Consider the following 18,543-nt stretch of genomic DNA (forward strand, 5'->3'; position numbering starts at 1 on the left):
ATTTTTTTATTTTCTATTTTTTATCTTTTTTTGCTACAAAGAAGTAAGCGAGTCCTGCTACAACTAATACTATTAGGACAATTCCTACAGATTTTACTCCAGTTCTTACAAAAGAACGACTTCTTTTTACCTTTGGACCTGATGATTTTTGAACTCCTATTTTTTTTGCTCCTACTTTTTTTAATGTTGCAGAATCTTCATCATCTTTTATAGCCTTTTCTATTTGAGCCTTTAATTCATTTATCTTATCCATACCAAAATCTTCACTTTTATCAAGCTTTTCTATAAGATCTTCATATTTTTTTTGGTCTTCTTTTGATAATTTATCCTTGTTTTCATTATAATAAGTAACTAGCTTATTATATGCTTCAAGATTTTTATCACCATCAAGTTTATCAAAGGCTGAATTATAATTTGAAATTATTTCATCTACATTTTCTACATTTTCTTTTTTATCTAGCTTTCCATGAGCATCTTTTACAGCTTGAATTTTCTTATCAAAATCTTCCCTTATAGCCTTACTAGCTTTTTTATAGTTTGTAGATGCTTTTGTTGATTTTTCCCCATCCATTTTCTCTTTAAGCTTAGCCATATTTGAAAGTCTATTTTTTTCTTCTTCAACTTTTTTATTATAGGCATCAACCTTACTATTTAAATTCTCAATAGCCTTATGAACTTCATCAAGTTTTGCATTTTTATTTTCTAAAACAGTCTTTTCATCCATTAGGTAAATTTTAAAATCTTTATTATCTTCTATTGCTTTTTTTAGCACATCTTTGTAAAATTTTAAGTCTTTATTATAAATTTCAATAGATTTTATTGTATTTTCTATCTTATCCACAGCTTTAAAATACTCTTCATGAGTTTGGTAAGAATCTTCATAAGATTCAACTTCTTCTTTTAACTCATCAGATAAATTATCAGCCTTTAAGCCATCAAGTTCTTTTTTCAACTTATCATACTTATCTTTATAATAAGATAATTTTATATTATCAATTTTTTCATTTATTTCATCAAACTCATCTTGACCTAGATTTTCGGCAGTTAAGTCTTTGATCAATTCCTTATATTCTTTTTGATCCTTTTCATCCAAGGCCTTAAATTCATCTGAGTCTACAAATTCATTTGCATAAGCTACAAATTCTTCAGGACTTACTTCCTTTTCTTCTTTTTCTTGGCTTTCTTCTGCATATACTAAATTAACACTATTTGAAACTAGGCTTGTTGCTGGTGCAAAAATCAAGGATAAACCTAATCCCAAAGCTAAAATTTTATTACTTTTTTTCATTATTCCCCTCTCTCGTTTAACATCTATTATTTATTATAACAAAGTTTTGAATAAATTTGTAGGATAAGTTGAAAACAAAAATAAAAATTGTGTTATCATATAGAAAGAAACGATAATAGAAAAAAGAGAGGAAAAAAATGCAAGACTTACACTTACATTCAAGTTTTTCTTTTGATTCAAGTGCTGATCCAGAAGAAAATGTAAAACAAGCTATAAAAAATGATATAAAAATAATGGCCTTCACAGACCACGACGAAACTTTTTGTAAACATGATCAAACTTTAAATTTTGATGTAAAAAAATATTTTTCTACTATAGATACTTTAAGAGAAAAATATAAAGATCAAATAAAAATTTTAAAGGGAATAGAAATAGGTCTAGGGCCTGATAATGCTGATAAGATAAATGATTTTATAGACAAAAATGATTTTGACTTTGTAATTGGATCAATCCACGCCATGGATTTTCAAGATATTTGGCAAAATAGAAAAAATATAGAAAAAGATCCAAAATATCATTTTAGAAAATACTACCAATGTATGCTAGATTCTGTAAAAAAATGTAATAAATTTAATATTCTTGGCCACATCGATTTTATTGATAGGTTTATTAAAGATAAAAATGTAATCCCAGAATTTTCTTTTTATTCTGACTTAATTGATGAAATATTAAAAGAAATAATAAAAACAAATAGGGGCATAGAATATAATACAGCAGGATTTAGGAATAATCTTCCTCACGCAAATCCAAAAGATGAAATTTTAAAAAGATACAAAGAATTAGGTGGAACAACAATAACAATAGGTTCCGATTCCCACTTTAATGATACAGTATCTTACAAAATATATGATGGCATAGACCACCTAAAAGAATTAGGCTTTGATCACTTATCATATTTCGAAAATAAAAGGAAAAATTATAGAAATTTAAAAGGCTCTTTTAGAGCCTTTATTCATACATTTTTTTATACTCAGACACATCTCCCCTGTGGGTTACAATATTGTAGCCTGCTTTTTTTATCCTAAGTTCCAAACAATTTCTACACTCAGCAGCCTCATCTCCAGTACATATTTTATTATCATATAAAGAATAAAGCTCTCTATAAGAAGTAGGAGATAAATTTGGCATTAATACATTGGCTCCTGCCTTTAATCCTTCCTCCCTACCAAAAGGATTTATAGTTCCAAGGGCAGTTGTTGCAGGAATCAAACAATAAGGGAACATAAGCCTTAAAATCGAAACTAGCCTTAAAGTTTTTTTGTAGGACCCATTTTCCATATCCTTAAATGGAGTGTCATGTTGAGACAAATATGGGCCGATTCCAATCATATCTGGTTTTAATTCTTGCAAAAATCTCAAATCCGAAATCAAATCTTCATCTTTTTGATAAGGAGATCCAACCATAAATCCTCCCCCAACTTGAAAGCCAATTTCCTTTAAATCAAAAAGAGCCTTTCTCCTATTTTCAAAAGACATTTCTTTTGGATGGAGTTTGTAATAGTGATTTTTATTAGAAGTTTCTTCCCTTAATAAATACCTATCAGCTCCAGCATTAAAAAATGACCTATAAGCTTCCTTTGATCTTTCTCCAATAGATAAGGTGATGGCACAATCAGGGTGAATTTTTTTAATTTCTTCAACAATTTTACAAATATCCTCGTCTTTAAATTTTAAATCCTCACCACCTTGGAGGACAAAAGTTCTGTAACCTAATTTGTAACCAATTTTTGCACACATAATAATTTCATCAAAATTTAGTCTGTATCTTTCTACATTTAAATTAGATTTTCTAATCCCACAATAATAACAATTATTTTTACAAAAATTCGAAAATTCAATAAGACCTCTTACATAAACATCCTTACCATATATTTCTTGCCTTACCTTATCGGCTTTTTTTGCCAAATATTCATTATATTTATCATCGCTAATCAATTCCAAAAGTCTTTGATCAGTAAAATTTTCTGCTTTAACAAAGCTCATATTAATCCACTCCTTTGTACATTCATCTATTATAACAAATAATAAATTTTAAGAAAAATCAAACGGATATTAAAATTTTAAAAAATATTTTATTTCTACATATTTTCCACACAATCATAAGTTATTATAATCCTTGTAAAAACGAGTTGTAAATATTTTGTAACCAATGTTACGAAATAGAAAAAGAAATCATAAAAAAAACTATAAATAGTTACAATACATTAAAAAAATACATAAGGAGAGTAATCATTATGACAAACTTAAAAAAATATGCCCTAGCAGCGGCAATAGTAATACCGACAATTTTCACAGCATCTAACAAGGCAGAAGCTTCTGTTGCAGTTAAAGATGAAAACAAAGCACACGTTGTAAATGTTAGAGAAAATGCTGGATTAGATTCAAATGTAATTGGTGGAATCAATGACCACACAGCTTATCAAGTAATTGGATCAGAAAATGATTGGTTAAAAATAAACTATAACGGAAAAGAAGCATTTGTTGCAAGATACTTATTTAATGTAACAGAAGAAGCTAAAGTTTTAAGCCCTGCAAACTTTAGAAGTTCTGATGATTTAAATTCTGAAATTTACCAAGTTCTTAATGCTGGAGATGTAGTTGAAGTTAAAGAAATTGCAAAAAATGGTTATATAAAAGTTGCTTTTGAAGGAAAAGAAGGATATGTATACAGCAACCTTCTTGAAGTTTCAGACCACATTATAAACAATGCTATGGGAAATGTTGAAGCAGCAAAAACAGAAAATAAAAACCAAAAAGTAGGTCAAAATAATACTAAGGCAAATACTCAAGCTTCATCACAAACATACCAACAACAAGCTCAAACTTACCAACAACCTGCACAAACTTACCAAGCACCTGCTCAAACAACTTACACAGCAAACAATTCATCAGCTAAACAAATTATAGCTCAAAGAGAATCTGGTGGATCATACAATGCTAGAAATGGTCAATATATTGGTAAATATCAATTATCTTCAGCTTACTTAAATGGAGATTATTCACCAGCTAACCAAGAAAGAGTTGCTGATCAATATGTAGCTCAAAGATATGGTTCTTGGGATAATGCACTTGCATTTTGGAACAACAATGGTTGGTACTAAAATTAAATAAGATATAAATTTAAAACTTCAAGCTTAATTGCTTGAAGTTTTTTTCTTGGAAAATTTTGTTTTAATTAAATATTTTTTTATATCAAGTTTCTATTAAATTCTAGTCTGAGTAATAATGATATTTCTAGACACTAAAATCCATTTGCTTAGCAAATTTTTCCGTGCTTATGAAAACTCATTTACTACGTAAGTTCTTCTGTGCTCTCGCACTAGTTTTAGGGATAAATATGCCAAATCAAGCCATATTTATCTGCTCGAGATGGAGTTTCTTCATTGTATTTATTTTTTATAGGTCAAAAAATCCCTCTTGGTATTTTTTTATGACTTTTTTGTACAAAAATATTGTTGTAAGGATTATTAATGACATTACAAATAAAAATACTAAGTAAATATTTGTAAATTCGTAAATTATAAAACTTATGGCTCCTACTATTATTAGGATAAATCCTTCTGCTATATAGTAGCCTATATTTTGTGATGATCCCCTTGTAAGATCTCTTTCCTTTTCCCAGTGGATGTTTATTGAGCTTGCATCCATCAATAGACCTTGTAGGGATGAGATAAAACTTGATAGGCTAAATCCTATAAAAATTGAAATAGCTGCCAAAATATTTATTTTTGTAATAAGGCTTAGAACAATCGTTAGAGATAAATTTATAAGAAGATTTACTGTATTTATTGAAAGAGCCCTTGCTAGTACGTTTTCTTTGGGGCTTATTGGCAAAGTCAAAGTTTGGTACAGACTCTCTCCTTCTCTTGAAAGAGATGAATTTATTCCTATATCATTTGCTGATACAAAAAATCTAAAGGTAAATGATCCCAAAATTATAAATAAATATATTTCTTTGTTTTTAAGATTTACCTCTTTTATTAGTTCAAAAAGTCCACTTGACCCAAATCCCCACAAAATTGTAAGCATTATTATTGATGATAAGACTGGAAAAAGATAAACCGGACTTTTTAAAATTATTCTTATATCTTTTTTGTAAATAGCATGTATGGTTGATGATTTCTTGTAGGAAAGATTTTTGCTTTTTTTGTGAATTTTAACCTGTTCATTTCCTGTTAAAGAATCAAGGTAGATTTTTGATGCAAGCCTTGAAAGGATAAACAAAATTATAAAGCTATATAAATATAGTAAAAAGCTATATAAGAAAAAATCACCCACATTTCCACTCAAACTTTTCCCATATAGTCTTGTATGAAAAAATAAGAATGAAGCCTTGCCTGAATGTTTTACAAATATTTTCATTAAATTTGAAATTATACTAGCTGATTTTCCCTCTTTTGCAAAGGCTGAAAAATAAATAAAACCAAGCCCAAATAAGGCTAATCCATAGCCTATAAATTTAAAAATTGTTTTGTAATTTCTTATATTTGAAAATCTCATTATTATCATTATAGGAATTGAAATTATGGCAAGAGATGTTACAAATATTGGAAAAACATTTAATATTTGTCCCAAAATTCTTATAAAAGAAAAGCCTATATTAAATAAATAGACTCCTATCATCAAAATATAAAAATAAAAAATTTCAAATTTTGATAAAATTATTGCCAAAAATTTTGATAAGTATATCTCCTCATCTTTTATTGGCATAGTCATCAAAATATTTATATCCTTACTTTTGGAATAATCTGAAATCAAATCCACAGCACAAGCTATTAGCAAAAAGACACTTATTATTAATGATCCAGATGTAAAATAAGAAAATTCATCATTTTTACTTAAATAGAAAAAGGCTAAAAAAGCAAAGGTAGAAAGACCAATAATAGTATAAAATCCATACATTAATATTAGGTATAAAACTCTTAAATTATAGTCATTTGGAAGTCCATACACTTTTGTCCCCGGCAGATATTTGGAAATTTCCTCCTTAAAAAACTTTTTAAAAAGTACTTTTAATCTTTTATTTTTCATCAGTAAGCTCCAAGAATAATTCTTCTAAGGACTTATCTTCATCAAGACTTTCCCTAATTTGATCAAGACTTCCTTGGGCTACAATTTTTCCATTTGAAATTATAGCAATCCTGTCGCAAATATTTTCAGCAACTTCCATTATATGGGTTGAAAAGAAAACCATTTTCCCAGCTTCTTTTCTCTCTCTCATTATTTTTTTAAGATTAAAAGAAGATTTTGGATCAAGACCAACCATAGGCTCATCCAAAATCAAAAGGTCTGGGTCATGGATAAGAGATGAAATTATAGCAAGTTTTTGCTTCATGCCATGAGAAAATGACGAAATCAAATCAGCCATAGCCTCTCTTATATCAAAATAATCAAGGTAGGTATTTAGCCTTTCATTTCGTGTTTTTTCATCAATCCCATATATATCTGCAACAAAATTTATGTATTCTACCCCTGTAAATTTATCAAATAAATCAGGATTATCAGCCAGGTAGGAAAATTTATTTTTATAAAGAAGCGGATCATCCTCAAGTTTTATTCCATCAATTTTTATCTCTCCCCTACTTTTTTTAATCAAACCTACAATTGCCTTGATGGTTGTTGATTTTCCAGCCCCATTTGGCCCCAAAAATCCAAAAATTTCCCCATTATTCACATCAAAAGAAATATTGTCAACAGCAAGTTTTCCATTTTTGTATTTTTTTGTAAAATTTTTAACCTCTAACAAAATTCCCTCCTTTTATTAAAACTTATTGTATATTTACCCAAAATAAAAAATCCCACAGATAATCTGCGAGATTTTTATTAAATTATTTAATTGTTACAATTTGTTTTTCGTATTCATCGTGAACCTTAACAGGATCGACTGTTATACGAGCAATATTGAAGGCATGGTCACCGATTCTTTCTATTGTTGATGCTATATCAACAAATACTGAACTTGCAACTGTGGATATTTTTTCTCCTTCTGTAAGTCTTTTATAGTGAGACCTTCTTAGATTTTGTTCTAACAAGTCAAGATTTGCCTCGTCTTCTTTTAAAGTTTGATAAAGGGTCATATCTTCACTTTCAAAAACTTCAATTGAATTTACATAGTTATTAATAACCAAATCGTAAATTTTATTTAAATCTTCCAAGGCTCCCTCATTATATTTTTCTCCAGCTTCATTAATTTCATCAAAATATTCTCCAAGATTTTGAGCAAGATCTGAGACTCTTTCTACATTTATTTGAACTTGTAGATAATTATGAATATCACCTTCAAGCTCGCTTACAAGGTTTGACTTTGAAATATCCAAAATATATTTTTGGATTTTTGTATCCATCTCATTTACCAAGGCCTCTGCTTGATTTACAGTTGAAAGATCATTTTTATCCCTAGAATTTAAATAATTTCTAGAAGACTTGATAGTCTCAAGGGCAATTTTACTTTCCTTTATAATAGCAGTTTTAGCTTGATCTAAGGCTGCAGCTGGGAAAGTATTAATCAAGCTTTCTTCAAGGTCAATATCAGAAACATCTGAGAAGATTGAATCTTTTCCAGGAATAATTTTGTGAAGGATAATTGAAACTTGTTTAATAAGTGGAACAAATAAAATCATACCAACAAAGTTAAATGAAAAATGGCCAACAGCTATAGTCATCATTGGATTTAGAGAGAATTTATTTGCAATAAAAGATATAAATCCTTCATAAGGAACAAGAAGCAATAAAAATACAGTTGAAACTAATATATTAAATAAAACATGGAATAGACTTGTTCTTTTAGCAGATAAAGACCCACCCAAAGATGCAAGAATTCCTGTTATACAAGTTCCAATATTTGCCCCAAACAAAAATCCTAAAGAAAGATTTAAGCCTATGGCTCCTGATGCATATAAAGATTGAACTATACCAATAAATGCTGATGATGATTGGATAAGAGCAGTCAAAACTGCACCAACTAAAACAGCTATAATAGGATTTTTACCAAGATCTGTAACTATTTTTTCAAAACCTGGTATATTTTTAAGTTCAGAAAGACTATCTCCCATCATCTTTAAACCAATAAACAAAAGCCCAAAACCAATAAGAATTTCACCAATATATTTTCCTTTTCTTTTTTTAGAAAATAGAAAAATTCCTACACCAATTAGGCAAATAAAATAAGACAAATAGTCTAAATTGAAACCAATCAAAACAGCAGTAACAGTTGTACCAATATTGGCACCCAAAATTACGCCAATTGCTTGTTCAAGGCTCATAACACCTGCCCTAACAAAAGAAATGGCGATAACAGTAGTTGCTGATGATGATTGAATTAAGCCAGTAATAACAATTCCAACAAGAACTCCCTTAATAGGATTGGAAGTGTATTTTTCTACATATCCCCTTAGTTTAGGTCCAGCAAAATTTGTAAGAGCATCCCCCATCAAATTAATACCAAACAAAAATATTGCAAGTCCACCCGCAATCAGGTTCCATTGCAATGTTGATAATGCCGATAATTGCATAATTCCTCCATATAAATATATTAAATTTAAAAGATTTTACTAAAATCTTACCTAAATATAATATTATCATAAAAAATTCAAAACAACAATTGAAAAATTAATATTTCTTAGTATTCATAAAAATAAAATCAGACAAATATCTTCCTATTTTATTATTTAAAAATTTTTAAAATTATTTCAAATTTAAAATCAAAAAATATTTAAAAATAAATATAATTGACAGCTAATGATTATTAGCCTATAATGGATTTAAGAAATATTTCTTAGGAGGCTTTATGAACACAAAAGAAAAAATCTATTTAAATTCTTTGGAATTATTTTCCACATATGGATATTCGGATGTGTCTATGGAAAAAATTGCAAAAGAAGTTGGAATCAAAGCTCCTTCTATTTACAAGCACTTCAAATCAAAAAAAACAATTTTTGAAACTATATTAAAAGATGCAGTAATTAAAATAGACCAGAAAATTGATGATGTAGAAGATTATAAAATAATGAAAAATAATCAAAAAACATTAAATATAGAAAAATTATCTATAGATATTTTCAAATATTTACTACATGATCCATTTGTTTCAAAAGTAAGGAAAATGTTATCCATAGAAATGTATAAAAATCCTCAAGCTATGCAGTTTTATGTGGAAAAATTTATCCATAACCCAATGACTAAACAACAAAAGATTATTGATTATTATGGACTAAGTAAATTTGGTGATTTGGAAGTTTTATCAACAATATTCTATTCACCTATTTTACTAGCAGTAAAATTATATGACGCAAATCCTGAAAAAGAAGAAGAGTTAATAAATTTATTAAAAAATTCTTATAAGCAATTGGAAAAAATTATAAGCTAATATTTTTATATTTTCAAAAGGAGGAATTATGAATATAAATAACAAAGTTAAGACATATGGTGTTGAAAAAACTTTAAAATATGTACACAAAAATCCAGAGAAAAATCTAAAAAATGCAATTGATTTAGCAAAAAAAATTTCACCAAATGATTATAGATCACAAATAGAAACAATTGATAAAGTTATAAGTGATCCAGATGATATTTTTCATAAATACATATTAAATATGTTAAATACTATAGATCCAGATGTATTTGACAAAACAGTTATTAACTTTCTATTAAACTCTGTATTATTTAGTGAAGATTTGAAAAAAGAAAGCAGAGAAAAATATAATTGTAATATTCCTTGGACCATACTATTAGATCCAACAACAGCATGCAATTTAAAATGCAAGGGCTGTTGGGCAGCTGAATATGGAAATAGCCTAAATTTATCCTATGAACAAATTGATGATATAATAAGTCAAGGAAAAGAACTTGGAATTTATTTTTACATATTTACAGGCGGAGAACCACTTGTAAGAAAAAAAGATATACTAAAAATTTGTGAAAAACACAACGACTGTGAATTTTTAATCTTTACAAATTCAACCCTTATTGACCAAGATTTTATTGATGAGATGCTTAGACTTAAAAATATAGTTCCTGCAATATCAGTTGAAGGATCAGAATTTACAACAGATGCAAGAAGAGGAGATGGAATATATAATAAAGTAATAAAATCTATGAACCTACTAAAAGATAATAAACTTCCTTTTGGAATTTCTTGCTGCTACACTTCTCAAAATTACAAGTCAATAATTAGTGAAGAATTTGTAGATGAAATGATAGAAAGAGGAGCTTTATTCGCTTGGTATTTCCACTTTATGCCAGTAGGAAAAGGTACAGGAAAAGAACTGTTGCCAAAACCAGACCAAAGAAAACACATCTACCATCAATTAAGAAAATTTAGAAAAACAAAACCATTATTTTTCCTAGATTTTCAAAATGATGCCGAATATATCGGAGGCTGCATAGCAGGAGGAAGAAATTATCTTCACATAAATGCAAATGGAGATTTAGAGCCTTGTGTATTTATCCACTATTCTGACTCAAATATAAAAGAAAAAACTCTAGTAGAAAGTCTCCAATCTCCATTATTTATGGCATATCACGATGGACAACCTTTTAACGAAAATATGCTAAGACCATGTCCAATGCTAGAAAATCCAAATTTATTAAGAGATATGGTAAAAAAAATCTCAAGCAAAATCTACAGATATACTAGAAAAAGAAAATGTAGACGACTTGTGCGATAAATGCGAAGATTACGCAGAAGATTGGAAACCAGTAGCAGACGAACTTTGGAATAATTAAACCTAAAAATAAATCGAATTAGCAAAACTTATTGAAAAATAAGAATTAAAAAGTGCCAAAATATAAAATTTGGCACTTTTTTAAATAAATACTAAATTTAATAAATTAAGAAAATAATTTATCAAACAAATCATCCTGAAAATCAAGGTGTGTAACAAAACCGATAGGAATCTTGCAATTTGTTGCATCAATAATCTCCCTTGCCCCACTTTCCTCAAAAGCTCCACAAAGCTCAATCACATCAGCAAGACCAATTAGAGACTTACAAACTTCTTTCGCCTCATCCAAATTTTTAACCCCAATAATTTCAGCATTATTATTTTTCCCAATGGCTTTTCTATCAACTTTAGAATCAAAAGGTCCCATAATTATATAAACAAATTTCATTTTTCTCTCCTTAAAAATTTCAATTATTCTAAAAATTAAAACTAAATTCCAACAAAGATCTGTACCATTTTTCTTAATTCTATCGAGTATATCTTTTTTCACCTTTTCTTTCTGTTTATTATATTAAAAGAATAATTCTATCTAATCCATATTCAATATACTCTTACTTATAGATTTTATATAAAAAATCTTGAGTTATACTAAATTTTATATATTTTGCAAAAATTCTATTTTTCTATCTTTATCTTGAAAATTATTAAAAATTTATTAAATAAAAATATATTTTATTATAATTATATTATTTTTAGCAATTTGAACCTATAAATTTTCTTTGTTCTCCAAATAATAACTTATTTGCTTCTAATATAAAAATATCTAATGAACTCGATGTTAATGAATCAAATTCATCTATACTTAAATTCAAAAAATATTTAGTTATACTGTTAATAATATTAATTTCAAAACCTGCATCGCTTGGTAAATCGTAATGAAAAATGTTATTTCTAAATTTTCTTCTATTTTCTTCATTTTTAAATATAGAATCTGAAATTTCGATAATTGATTTCAAATCCTTAGATAGATTTCCAAATTTTTTCTGATAAATCCAAAGACTTTTGACTACAATTAAATAAGTTATAAATTTCATTCTTAACTGAGGATGTTTACCTAATTTAAAAACTTTAGGGTATAAGAAATTCGCACTGTTTACTAAACAAATTAGATTAAAGAAAAATATATTTTGATCAATGTCTAAATGATTTACAAATAAATCCGCTCTATTTGTTTCATAAACATAATAATCATTCATCTCAAAATCATTTATTTTATCTTCAATTTTTTCTTCAAATTTATATTTAAATGCTTCTAAATCAATAAGATCTTTAATAATAGATTTTAAAAAATTAGCTATACTATAAGAAAAGTGAATTAGATCTCCTTTATTTATATTATTATCTGAATCTAAAAAACATTCTATAAACCTTATGTTTTGAATATTGTTATAAAAAGGAATGCCTTTATAAGAATATACAGCAAAATCTTTCTGACCTATAATATTAATTATAAATTTTTGAATAATATTATAATCTTTAGTTAATAAATAATAATTATTATTTAAACTTTTTAATATTTCTTTTTTTATCTTAGAATATTTATTATAAACGGTATCTTGTTTAAGTAAAGCTCTATTATAATTTAATAATTTAGTGAAATTATATATATTTTTTTTATAATATATATTTTCATCTATAGATAAACCAAACTTATCTGCTATATCTAATATGTTTAAACTTAGAAATGGAAGATATTGGAAAACTATTCTAGAAGAGATTTCTGAATTACTGTTAACTAATCTTAGGCATACAAAATAATTTTCTAAAGCATCCTCAATTAAATTTAATTTAATTTTATCTTCTAATTCCAATTAGGTCCCTCCTTTTTTATATAATATTTAAAGTAATCCAGAAAAATAAGAACTATATATTTAAGTCATATTTAAATATCATTAATCCATTCATTTGTTTGAAGTGAATAAACCGTCAAATCTTATATTTCCATAATTTAACCCATTCATCATCAATATTAAATTGTTTTGGAGTCCATGAAGTTTCAATTTTTTTCAAACTAATTTCTATACGTTTATCTTCATAATCAAAATACACTATTTTTATTTCATCAAAACCTGCACAACAATCACTTTTTTTCAAAGAGTATAAAAGATTATATCTACTAATGCTCTCAGGTTTAATAATAAAAGAGTATACTCCATTATCTCCATAAATTTCTAGATTACCACTATTATTTTCTTTTTGATGACTTATTTGTTTCATTTTTTTTATTTTCTTACCATTTTTATAAAGAACTAAACTGAAATCTCTTATTATTGCTGACACCTTTTTAGTATTATGAATTTCTATCCAAATAGGTACTATTAAAATAACATCATTATTGTAATCATAAATTCCCATTAGTTTATTTATACTATTCTTTTGATAAACAAACTTTCTATAGATAATAACGTCTCCTTTTTTATCAAAGTATTCCTTAATAAATCTGTTAATTAATGTTGTTACTATAGAAATAAAAGCTCCTAATAAAATTAGAACAATTTCTTTACACATATTAATAACCATCTCCTTCTAAAATAATATTTAATTACTATTTTAATTTATTAATTTTTGAGTAGTCACAAAAAATTAATAGCTATATTACGATTTTCAAATCTATTATATATATTATGACAAGAGAATATTATTTCAAAGCTTAATTCTCTCTATATCTTATAGTTTTTCATCCTCTTTAATTTATATAACTATTTTCTTATCGAATTTATAAACATATAAACCTTATTATAATTATTTAAAAATAATATCAGTACTAATTTAAGCTTGTCTTTTACTCCTTTTTCAGTATCATTAACAGTCCAAAGTGGGTTATTTTGATTATCAAATTCTGAAAGAATTTGCTTGGTTAATATAAAATCACTATCTTTATAGCCTTTTCTTTCTTTAACCGAGTTTTGGATTTTACTTCTAAACCAATAATTTCCTATTAAACAAATCATATCTTCCTCGAGTAGAATTTTATTTCCAAGTTTATTTACAATCTCTAAATACTCTTCTTTTTCAGATTTCCTGTATCTTCTCGTATTTGATCAATATTTTTTCCACTTCTTGGCATAATATGTTAAATTTCATATTTTATAGGTAGAATAAATTTTTTCCTTTTTTACTACAAGCTAAATATTCATTTAACAATAGTAGTAGATTTTTAGTATAATTTCTAACTTCAGTTTCAATCTCTTCTCTATTCCATTCTTTATTTATATGGTTATTTATTTCATTTTTTATATCTTCTAAACTTATATTTCTATCCACAAGTTTTATATTTAATCCAAATAAGAAAGTTTTAAACTTAGAACTAGAATATCCTGTATTAACTAATTCTAAAACAGAAAACAATTTTAATAAATTTTCCACATAATCTGTCACAAGATTTTCTGTGATTTCATCTAATTCTGATCTAATTAAATAAGATATCAAGCAAAGATTTACGTTCTCATTAAACTTAGAGCATAATTTAATAATTGAATAATCTTTTATTTCAAACTATATTTTATAAATTTTTAATAATTGAGCTGTAAGCTTTATTGGATTTTGACGTAGCTGCTTATTAATATCTGTATAATATCTTCTTAAACCAGGTGTTGTCACATTAACAGAACCTTTTTCTGATATATATTCTTTATTTTTCGCTCTATTAATATACATGTCCTGCATTAGAATACTATTTATATCTGCTATATTACTTTCCTAAAGATATTTAACTATTTTTTTAATTCAGACCATTTTTTATTAAATCCTTCTCTACCTTCACCAGAATCGGAATAAAGTTTTGCAGAAATAATATCAGAATCTAAAAGAAGAATAAAAGTTGTTGTTCTTTGTTGAATATCAATTAAGCTTAGTTTTGTATCATCTTCTTGGCAATTAATAATAGTTCAAAAAAAGTATGAGTCACTTCCTCCACTATCAATAAAATTTTCTATGTCTTGCCATAACTTATAACATTGCTTTATATCTCAGGAATAAGCCATTTGAAATTCAGGGATTGAAAATATAATTATATCTCCTAAATCTAAATAACTTCCTATCTTTTTTTATTCGGGATCAATGTTTTTTGCCATATATTATCTCCTTAATGAATTATATTTTTTAAAATTAATAAATCTTTACAGATTTTTTATTATAGTATATATAATTTAATTTAACCAAATTATATCATATTAATCTTTTTAATTTTTAAACTTATTAATGACCAAAATCTAAATATCACTACCAGCTTAGCTGGTAGTTTGCACAGCGCCTATAAGGCGCGAATACCGGCACGCCCCTATTGGGGCTGTCGAATATTTTTTTCACACGCACCTCTTTCTCAACTACTGCTTAAGCAGTTTTTTATTTGTTCTTGTTTACTGACTCTCCCGTAAACGGGTCTGTGTATTCCTTTATACTTATTTGGTCTGTGTAGTAGTCTTTTTTTAATTGATTTTGTATATATTCTTTTATTTTCTTTTCATTTCTTCCCACTGTATCTACATAGTATCCTCTACACCAAAAGTGTCTATTTCCATATTTATATTTTAGGTTGGCGTGTCTATCGAATATTATCAAGGAACTTTTCCCTTTTAAATATCCCATTAATTGTGATATAGAATATTTTGGTGGAATTTCTACCAACATGTGTACGTGATCTGGACATAATTCTGCTTCTATTATTTTTATTCCTTTTCTCATGAATAATTCTCTGAGTATAGAGCCTATATCTTTTTTAAACTTACGGTTTATTAGTGCGTGTTTTATTCCCCTTCTTCTTTTTCAAACGTCCGATATATTTCATCCATTTCAATATACTACTTTCTAATATCTCAATCTTATTTGATATAAGACAATTTAAAATTTTATTCTCGATAAAATTCCTGTTCCATATAATGTTTTATAAATTTTTTACCTAAGTTTTATAATCTTAAATCTTTGCACAAATTATTTTAAATAGTCTTCTAAACCTCTGGACTTTATTAATTCTATAGCCATCTTATCTTCTTGTGTTAGTTTTGATTTATTTGAAGTATTTATATCAGCAGACCACAAATTAAATATTTCTATGATTCTATCAGAAACTCTTACATCCCTTTCCATTATTTGCTCTATCTTCCAGTCTTTTGAATGAGTTTGTGAAAAATCTTTAACTATGGCTATCTTTGATTTTCTATACAATTCTTTCTTTTTTTCAAAATATCCATTACTTGCAATTATATTTAACCTTTTTTCAAAGGGTATCTTATTTCCCAGATGTTCAATCACATCATTGACCTCTTCTTCTGAAGAATTTAGGAAATAAGAGTTCTGCCATTTACTAGGAAGAATATGTTCTATTTCCCATTTTTCTGGCAAAAGTTCATCTTGTAAGTTATTATCATAAGCTAATAGTTTTAATAACATCCTTACCACATTTCTATGTGGATTTTTTAATTGCTCCCTAATTATATTTTTATCAACCGCTTTAAATTCAACTTTAGGTTCATCGCTATTAATGATCTCTGCATTTAAGTTTAGAATATTTTGCTTAACTGCGTTAATTGTAGGAGTTACAATATATCTACTACATAAATTAACAAATAGTTTTCTTAAAAATAAAAGAAATTTATCTTCGAACTTAACTGAATCTTTGTAGGATAGGTAATAATTTATTACTGGATATTTCCAAAATTCATTAGGATAGGAGGTAAGGATATCTAAAACTTTTAAAATTTCAAAGTTACTTGACCAATTTTCACCATCTATTACTTCCTTGTTATTAACTACTGACCAAAAGTTTAATATAAATCTCAAATTATCCATTAATTCTAAATCATATAACCTAAAAAAATTACTACTTGAATAATATTTTCTTAGACCTGGAGTAGTTGTCTTCTTATCATTCTCTTTTGCTCTAAGATAAAACATATAATAATAAAATAATTTCTGAATACTTTCACCAGCATATTCTGCACCTGCACTAAGTTCTTGCCATTTTTGAATAAAATCATTTCTAGATTCACTATCTTTAATATTATTATAGATTTTTGCTTTAAAAATATCCGCATCTGATAAGGGTAAGCCCCTGTCATTGAGAGTTGAAAATATTGTAAGGGCAGTATCCTGACTATCGGCTTTGATAGGAAGAACAATTGCTTTATTTAAAATATTGTTTATCAAGTGATAGAAAGTTAGGGGCTCATCTTTGGCATACTGATCTATAAGTTTTTGACATAACAAATAATTTTTTGTGTAATTATCTTTAGAATCTTTATCGCAAAGACCAGTACTTAGTATATTATTTAAAATCTCATTATGCTCTGATTCATAAACCCTAGATTCTATTAAAGTCTTACTTTTATTTGCTTCACCACTTAGCTCATCAGTTTCCCATAAAGCAGGTTCAATCTGACCAATAAAATTATTTCTCTCCTTAGTATAATCCATTTTTTCAATTTTTGTATATAAAGCTCTTAGCAACAAAGATAGGGTTGTAATTCTTTGTTGGCCATCAATTATTTCCTGTTCATTATGATCATTCGTATATGAAACAATTGTTCCTAGAAAATATGGAGAATCAATTCTTTCTTGAGTATACTCAACTATATCATCAAATAAAGTTTGAACTTCATCTTCTGACCATGCATAAGGTCTTTGATACTCAGGTATTATAAATTTTTGTTTTTTTCCTGCATCTAAAAATTCTTTTACACTTTTCTTATTTATTTCTATTGTTGTTGACATAACCTCTATTAAATTCCTTTAAATTTCTTTCTATAAAACAAAATAAGTTATCTACTTACTAAATTTATATTTTTTAAACTTACTTTATTCTAAAATATTTGTATATTTATTTACATTATATCATAGCATAAAATATTCTTATAATTATAAAATTTCAATTTAAATAAATATATATGAATTTGCTATAAAACCTTTATTTTAAGAATTTAAAGCCAAGATATTTATATTACAAGCTAATGGATTAGTAGAGAAAGGATTTCTGTAAAGAGCATATTTTAATATATAAATAAATGCCATATAGGATAATCAAACTACCAGCTTAGCTGGTAGTTTGCACAGCGCCTATAAGGCGCAAATACCGGCACGCCCCTATTGGGGCTGTCGAGTATTCCATCACATGCACCACTTTCCCAACTACTGCTTAAGCAGTTTTTATTGTTTTATTTACTGACTCTCCCGTAAACGGGTCATAGTATTCTTTTATACTTATTTGGTCAGTGTAATAATCTTCTTTTAATTGATTTTGTATATATTCTTTTATTTCTTTTCATTTCTTCCTACTGTATCTACATAATATCCTCTACACCAAAAGTGTCTGTTTCCATATTTATATTTTAGGTTTGCGTGTCTATCGAATATTATCAGTGAACTTTTTCCTTTAAATATCCCATTATTTGTGATATTGAGTACTTTGGTGGTATTTCTACCAGCATATGGATATGATCTGGACATAATTCTGCTTCTATTATGGTTTATCCCTTTTCTTGAGCATAATTCTCGAAGTATGCTGCCTATGTCCTTTCTTAATTGTCTATATATTTCTTG

16 protein-coding genes and 2 pseudogenes are annotated in these 18,543 nt (G+C 26.9%); 4 read left to right on the forward strand and 14 right to left on the reverse strand.

The genetic code is table 11. The features are described from left to right. Nucleotides 1–13: 13 nt before the first annotated feature. Complete coding sequence (locus tag ANHYDRO_RS01795; protein ID WP_004812852.1) at nucleotides 14–1,288, reverse strand: hypothetical protein; 1,275 nt, start codon at nucleotides 1,286–1,288, stop codon at nucleotides 14–16. 137 nt (nucleotides 1,289–1,425) lie between these two features. Here ANHYDRO_RS01795 and ANHYDRO_RS01800 point away from each other — a divergent pair, with 137 nt between their 5' ends. Then, on the forward strand, nucleotides 1,426–2,313 hold the full coding sequence (locus ANHYDRO_RS01800) for a histidinol-phosphatase HisJ family protein (protein ID WP_004812853.1): 888 nt from the start codon (nucleotides 1,426–1,428) through the stop codon (nucleotides 2,311–2,313). Here the strand turns inward: ANHYDRO_RS01800 and hydE are convergent. Continuing rightward, nucleotides 2,237–3,271, reverse strand: a complete 1,035-nt coding sequence (gene hydE, locus ANHYDRO_RS01805; RefSeq protein ID WP_004812854.1) for a [FeFe] hydrogenase H-cluster radical SAM maturase HydE — start codon at nucleotides 3,269–3,271, stop codon at nucleotides 2,237–2,239. The genes ANHYDRO_RS01800 and hydE overlap by 77 nt on opposite strands. Nucleotides 3,272–3,522: 251 nt before the next feature. Here hydE and ANHYDRO_RS01810 point away from each other — a divergent pair, with 251 nt between their 5' ends. Beyond that, nucleotides 3,523–4,389, forward strand: a complete 867-nt coding sequence (locus ANHYDRO_RS01810) for an aggregation-promoting factor C-terminal-like domain-containing protein (RefSeq protein WP_004812855.1) — start codon at nucleotides 3,523–3,525, stop codon at nucleotides 4,387–4,389. A 295-nt stretch (nucleotides 4,390–4,684) separates the two neighbouring features. Here the strand turns inward: ANHYDRO_RS01810 and ANHYDRO_RS01815 are convergent, their stop codons facing one another. From ANHYDRO_RS01815 to ANHYDRO_RS01825, 3 genes are all read right to left on the reverse strand, one after another. Then, nucleotides 4,685–6,319: a hypothetical protein gene (locus ANHYDRO_RS01815; RefSeq protein ID WP_004812856.1), complete on the reverse strand. Its 1,635-nt coding sequence runs from the start codon at nucleotides 6,317–6,319 to the stop codon at nucleotides 4,685–4,687. Then, a complete protein-coding gene (locus ANHYDRO_RS01820) occupies nucleotides 6,309–7,034 on the reverse strand; it encodes an ABC transporter ATP-binding protein (RefSeq protein ID WP_004812857.1) in 726 nt (241 codons plus the stop codon). The genes ANHYDRO_RS01815 and ANHYDRO_RS01820 overlap by 11 nt, the downstream gene beginning before the upstream one ends. An 82-nt stretch (nucleotides 7,035–7,116) precedes the next feature. Then, nucleotides 7,117–8,799 carry a Na/Pi cotransporter family protein gene (locus ANHYDRO_RS01825; protein WP_004812858.1) on the reverse strand — a complete coding sequence of 561 codons (1,683 nt, stop codon included), beginning with the start codon at nucleotides 8,797–8,799 and terminating at the stop codon, nucleotides 7,117–7,119. Between the two features lie 275 nt (nucleotides 8,800–9,074). Here ANHYDRO_RS01825 and ANHYDRO_RS01830 point away from each other — a divergent pair, with 275 nt between their 5' ends. After that, the gene (locus tag ANHYDRO_RS01830; protein WP_004812859.1) at nucleotides 9,075–9,653 is read left to right on the forward strand and encodes a TetR/AcrR family transcriptional regulator; all 579 of its coding nucleotides are present in this window, start codon (nucleotides 9,075–9,077) and stop codon (nucleotides 9,651–9,653) included. 28 nt (nucleotides 9,654–9,681) lie between these two features. After that, a complete protein-coding gene (locus ANHYDRO_RS01835; RefSeq protein ID WP_004812860.1) occupies nucleotides 9,682–10,953 on the forward strand; it encodes a radical SAM/SPASM domain-containing protein in 1,272 nt (423 codons plus the stop codon). Nucleotides 10,954–11,116: 163 nt separating this feature from the next. Here the strand turns inward: ANHYDRO_RS01835 and ANHYDRO_RS01840 are convergent, their stop codons facing one another. The 9 genes and pseudogenes from ANHYDRO_RS01840 to tnpA (ANHYDRO_RS09550) all read right to left on the reverse strand — a co-directional run. After that, nucleotides 11,117–11,398, reverse strand: a complete 282-nt coding sequence (locus ANHYDRO_RS01840) for a DUF6506 family protein (RefSeq protein ID WP_039913751.1) — start codon at nucleotides 11,396–11,398, stop codon at nucleotides 11,117–11,119. Between the two features lie 304 nt (nucleotides 11,399–11,702). Next, nucleotides 11,703–12,821 (reverse strand): hypothetical protein, encoded by a 1,119-nt coding sequence (locus tag ANHYDRO_RS01845; RefSeq protein WP_004812862.1) that lies wholly within the window; start codon nucleotides 12,819–12,821, stop codon nucleotides 11,703–11,705. A gap of 115 nt (nucleotides 12,822–12,936) precedes the next feature. Continuing rightward, the gene (locus tag ANHYDRO_RS01850; protein WP_039913753.1) at nucleotides 12,937–13,518 is read right to left on the reverse strand and encodes a hypothetical protein; all 582 of its coding nucleotides are present in this window, start codon (nucleotides 13,516–13,518) and stop codon (nucleotides 12,937–12,939) included. A gap of 191 nt (nucleotides 13,519–13,709) precedes the next feature. After that, entirely contained in the window at nucleotides 13,710–13,961 is a 252-nt protein-coding gene (locus ANHYDRO_RS01855; RefSeq protein ID WP_004812864.1) for a hypothetical protein, read from the reverse strand. Between the two features lie 136 nt (nucleotides 13,962–14,097). Beyond that, a complete protein-coding gene (locus ANHYDRO_RS01860; RefSeq protein WP_162010661.1) occupies nucleotides 14,098–14,388 on the reverse strand; it encodes a hypothetical protein in 291 nt (96 codons plus the stop codon). 117 nt (nucleotides 14,389–14,505) lie between these two features. After that, the gene (locus ANHYDRO_RS09835) at nucleotides 14,506–14,667 is read right to left on the reverse strand and encodes a hypothetical protein (RefSeq protein ID WP_162010662.1); all 162 of its coding nucleotides are present in this window, start codon (nucleotides 14,665–14,667) and stop codon (nucleotides 14,506–14,508) included. Nucleotides 14,668–15,354: 687 nt separating this feature from the next. Beyond that, nucleotides 15,355–15,756 (reverse strand): annotated as a pseudogene (gene tnpA, locus ANHYDRO_RS01865) (IS200/IS605 family transposase); the annotation flags it as partial. Nucleotides 15,757–15,939: 183 nt separating this feature from the next. After that, nucleotides 15,940–17,718: a DUF262 domain-containing protein gene (locus ANHYDRO_RS01870; RefSeq protein ID WP_004812868.1), complete on the reverse strand. Its 1,779-nt coding sequence runs from the start codon at nucleotides 17,716–17,718 to the stop codon at nucleotides 15,940–15,942. A gap of 421 nt (nucleotides 17,719–18,139) precedes the next feature. Next, a pseudogene (gene tnpA, locus ANHYDRO_RS09550) lies at nucleotides 18,140–18,543 on the reverse strand (IS200/IS605 family transposase); the annotation flags it as partial.

The sequence above is a fragment of the Anaerococcus hydrogenalis DSM 7454 genome (assembly GCF_000173355.1).
In the GTDB taxonomy this organism is placed as follows: Bacteria; Bacillota; Clostridia; order Tissierellales; family Peptoniphilaceae; genus Anaerococcus; species Anaerococcus hydrogenalis.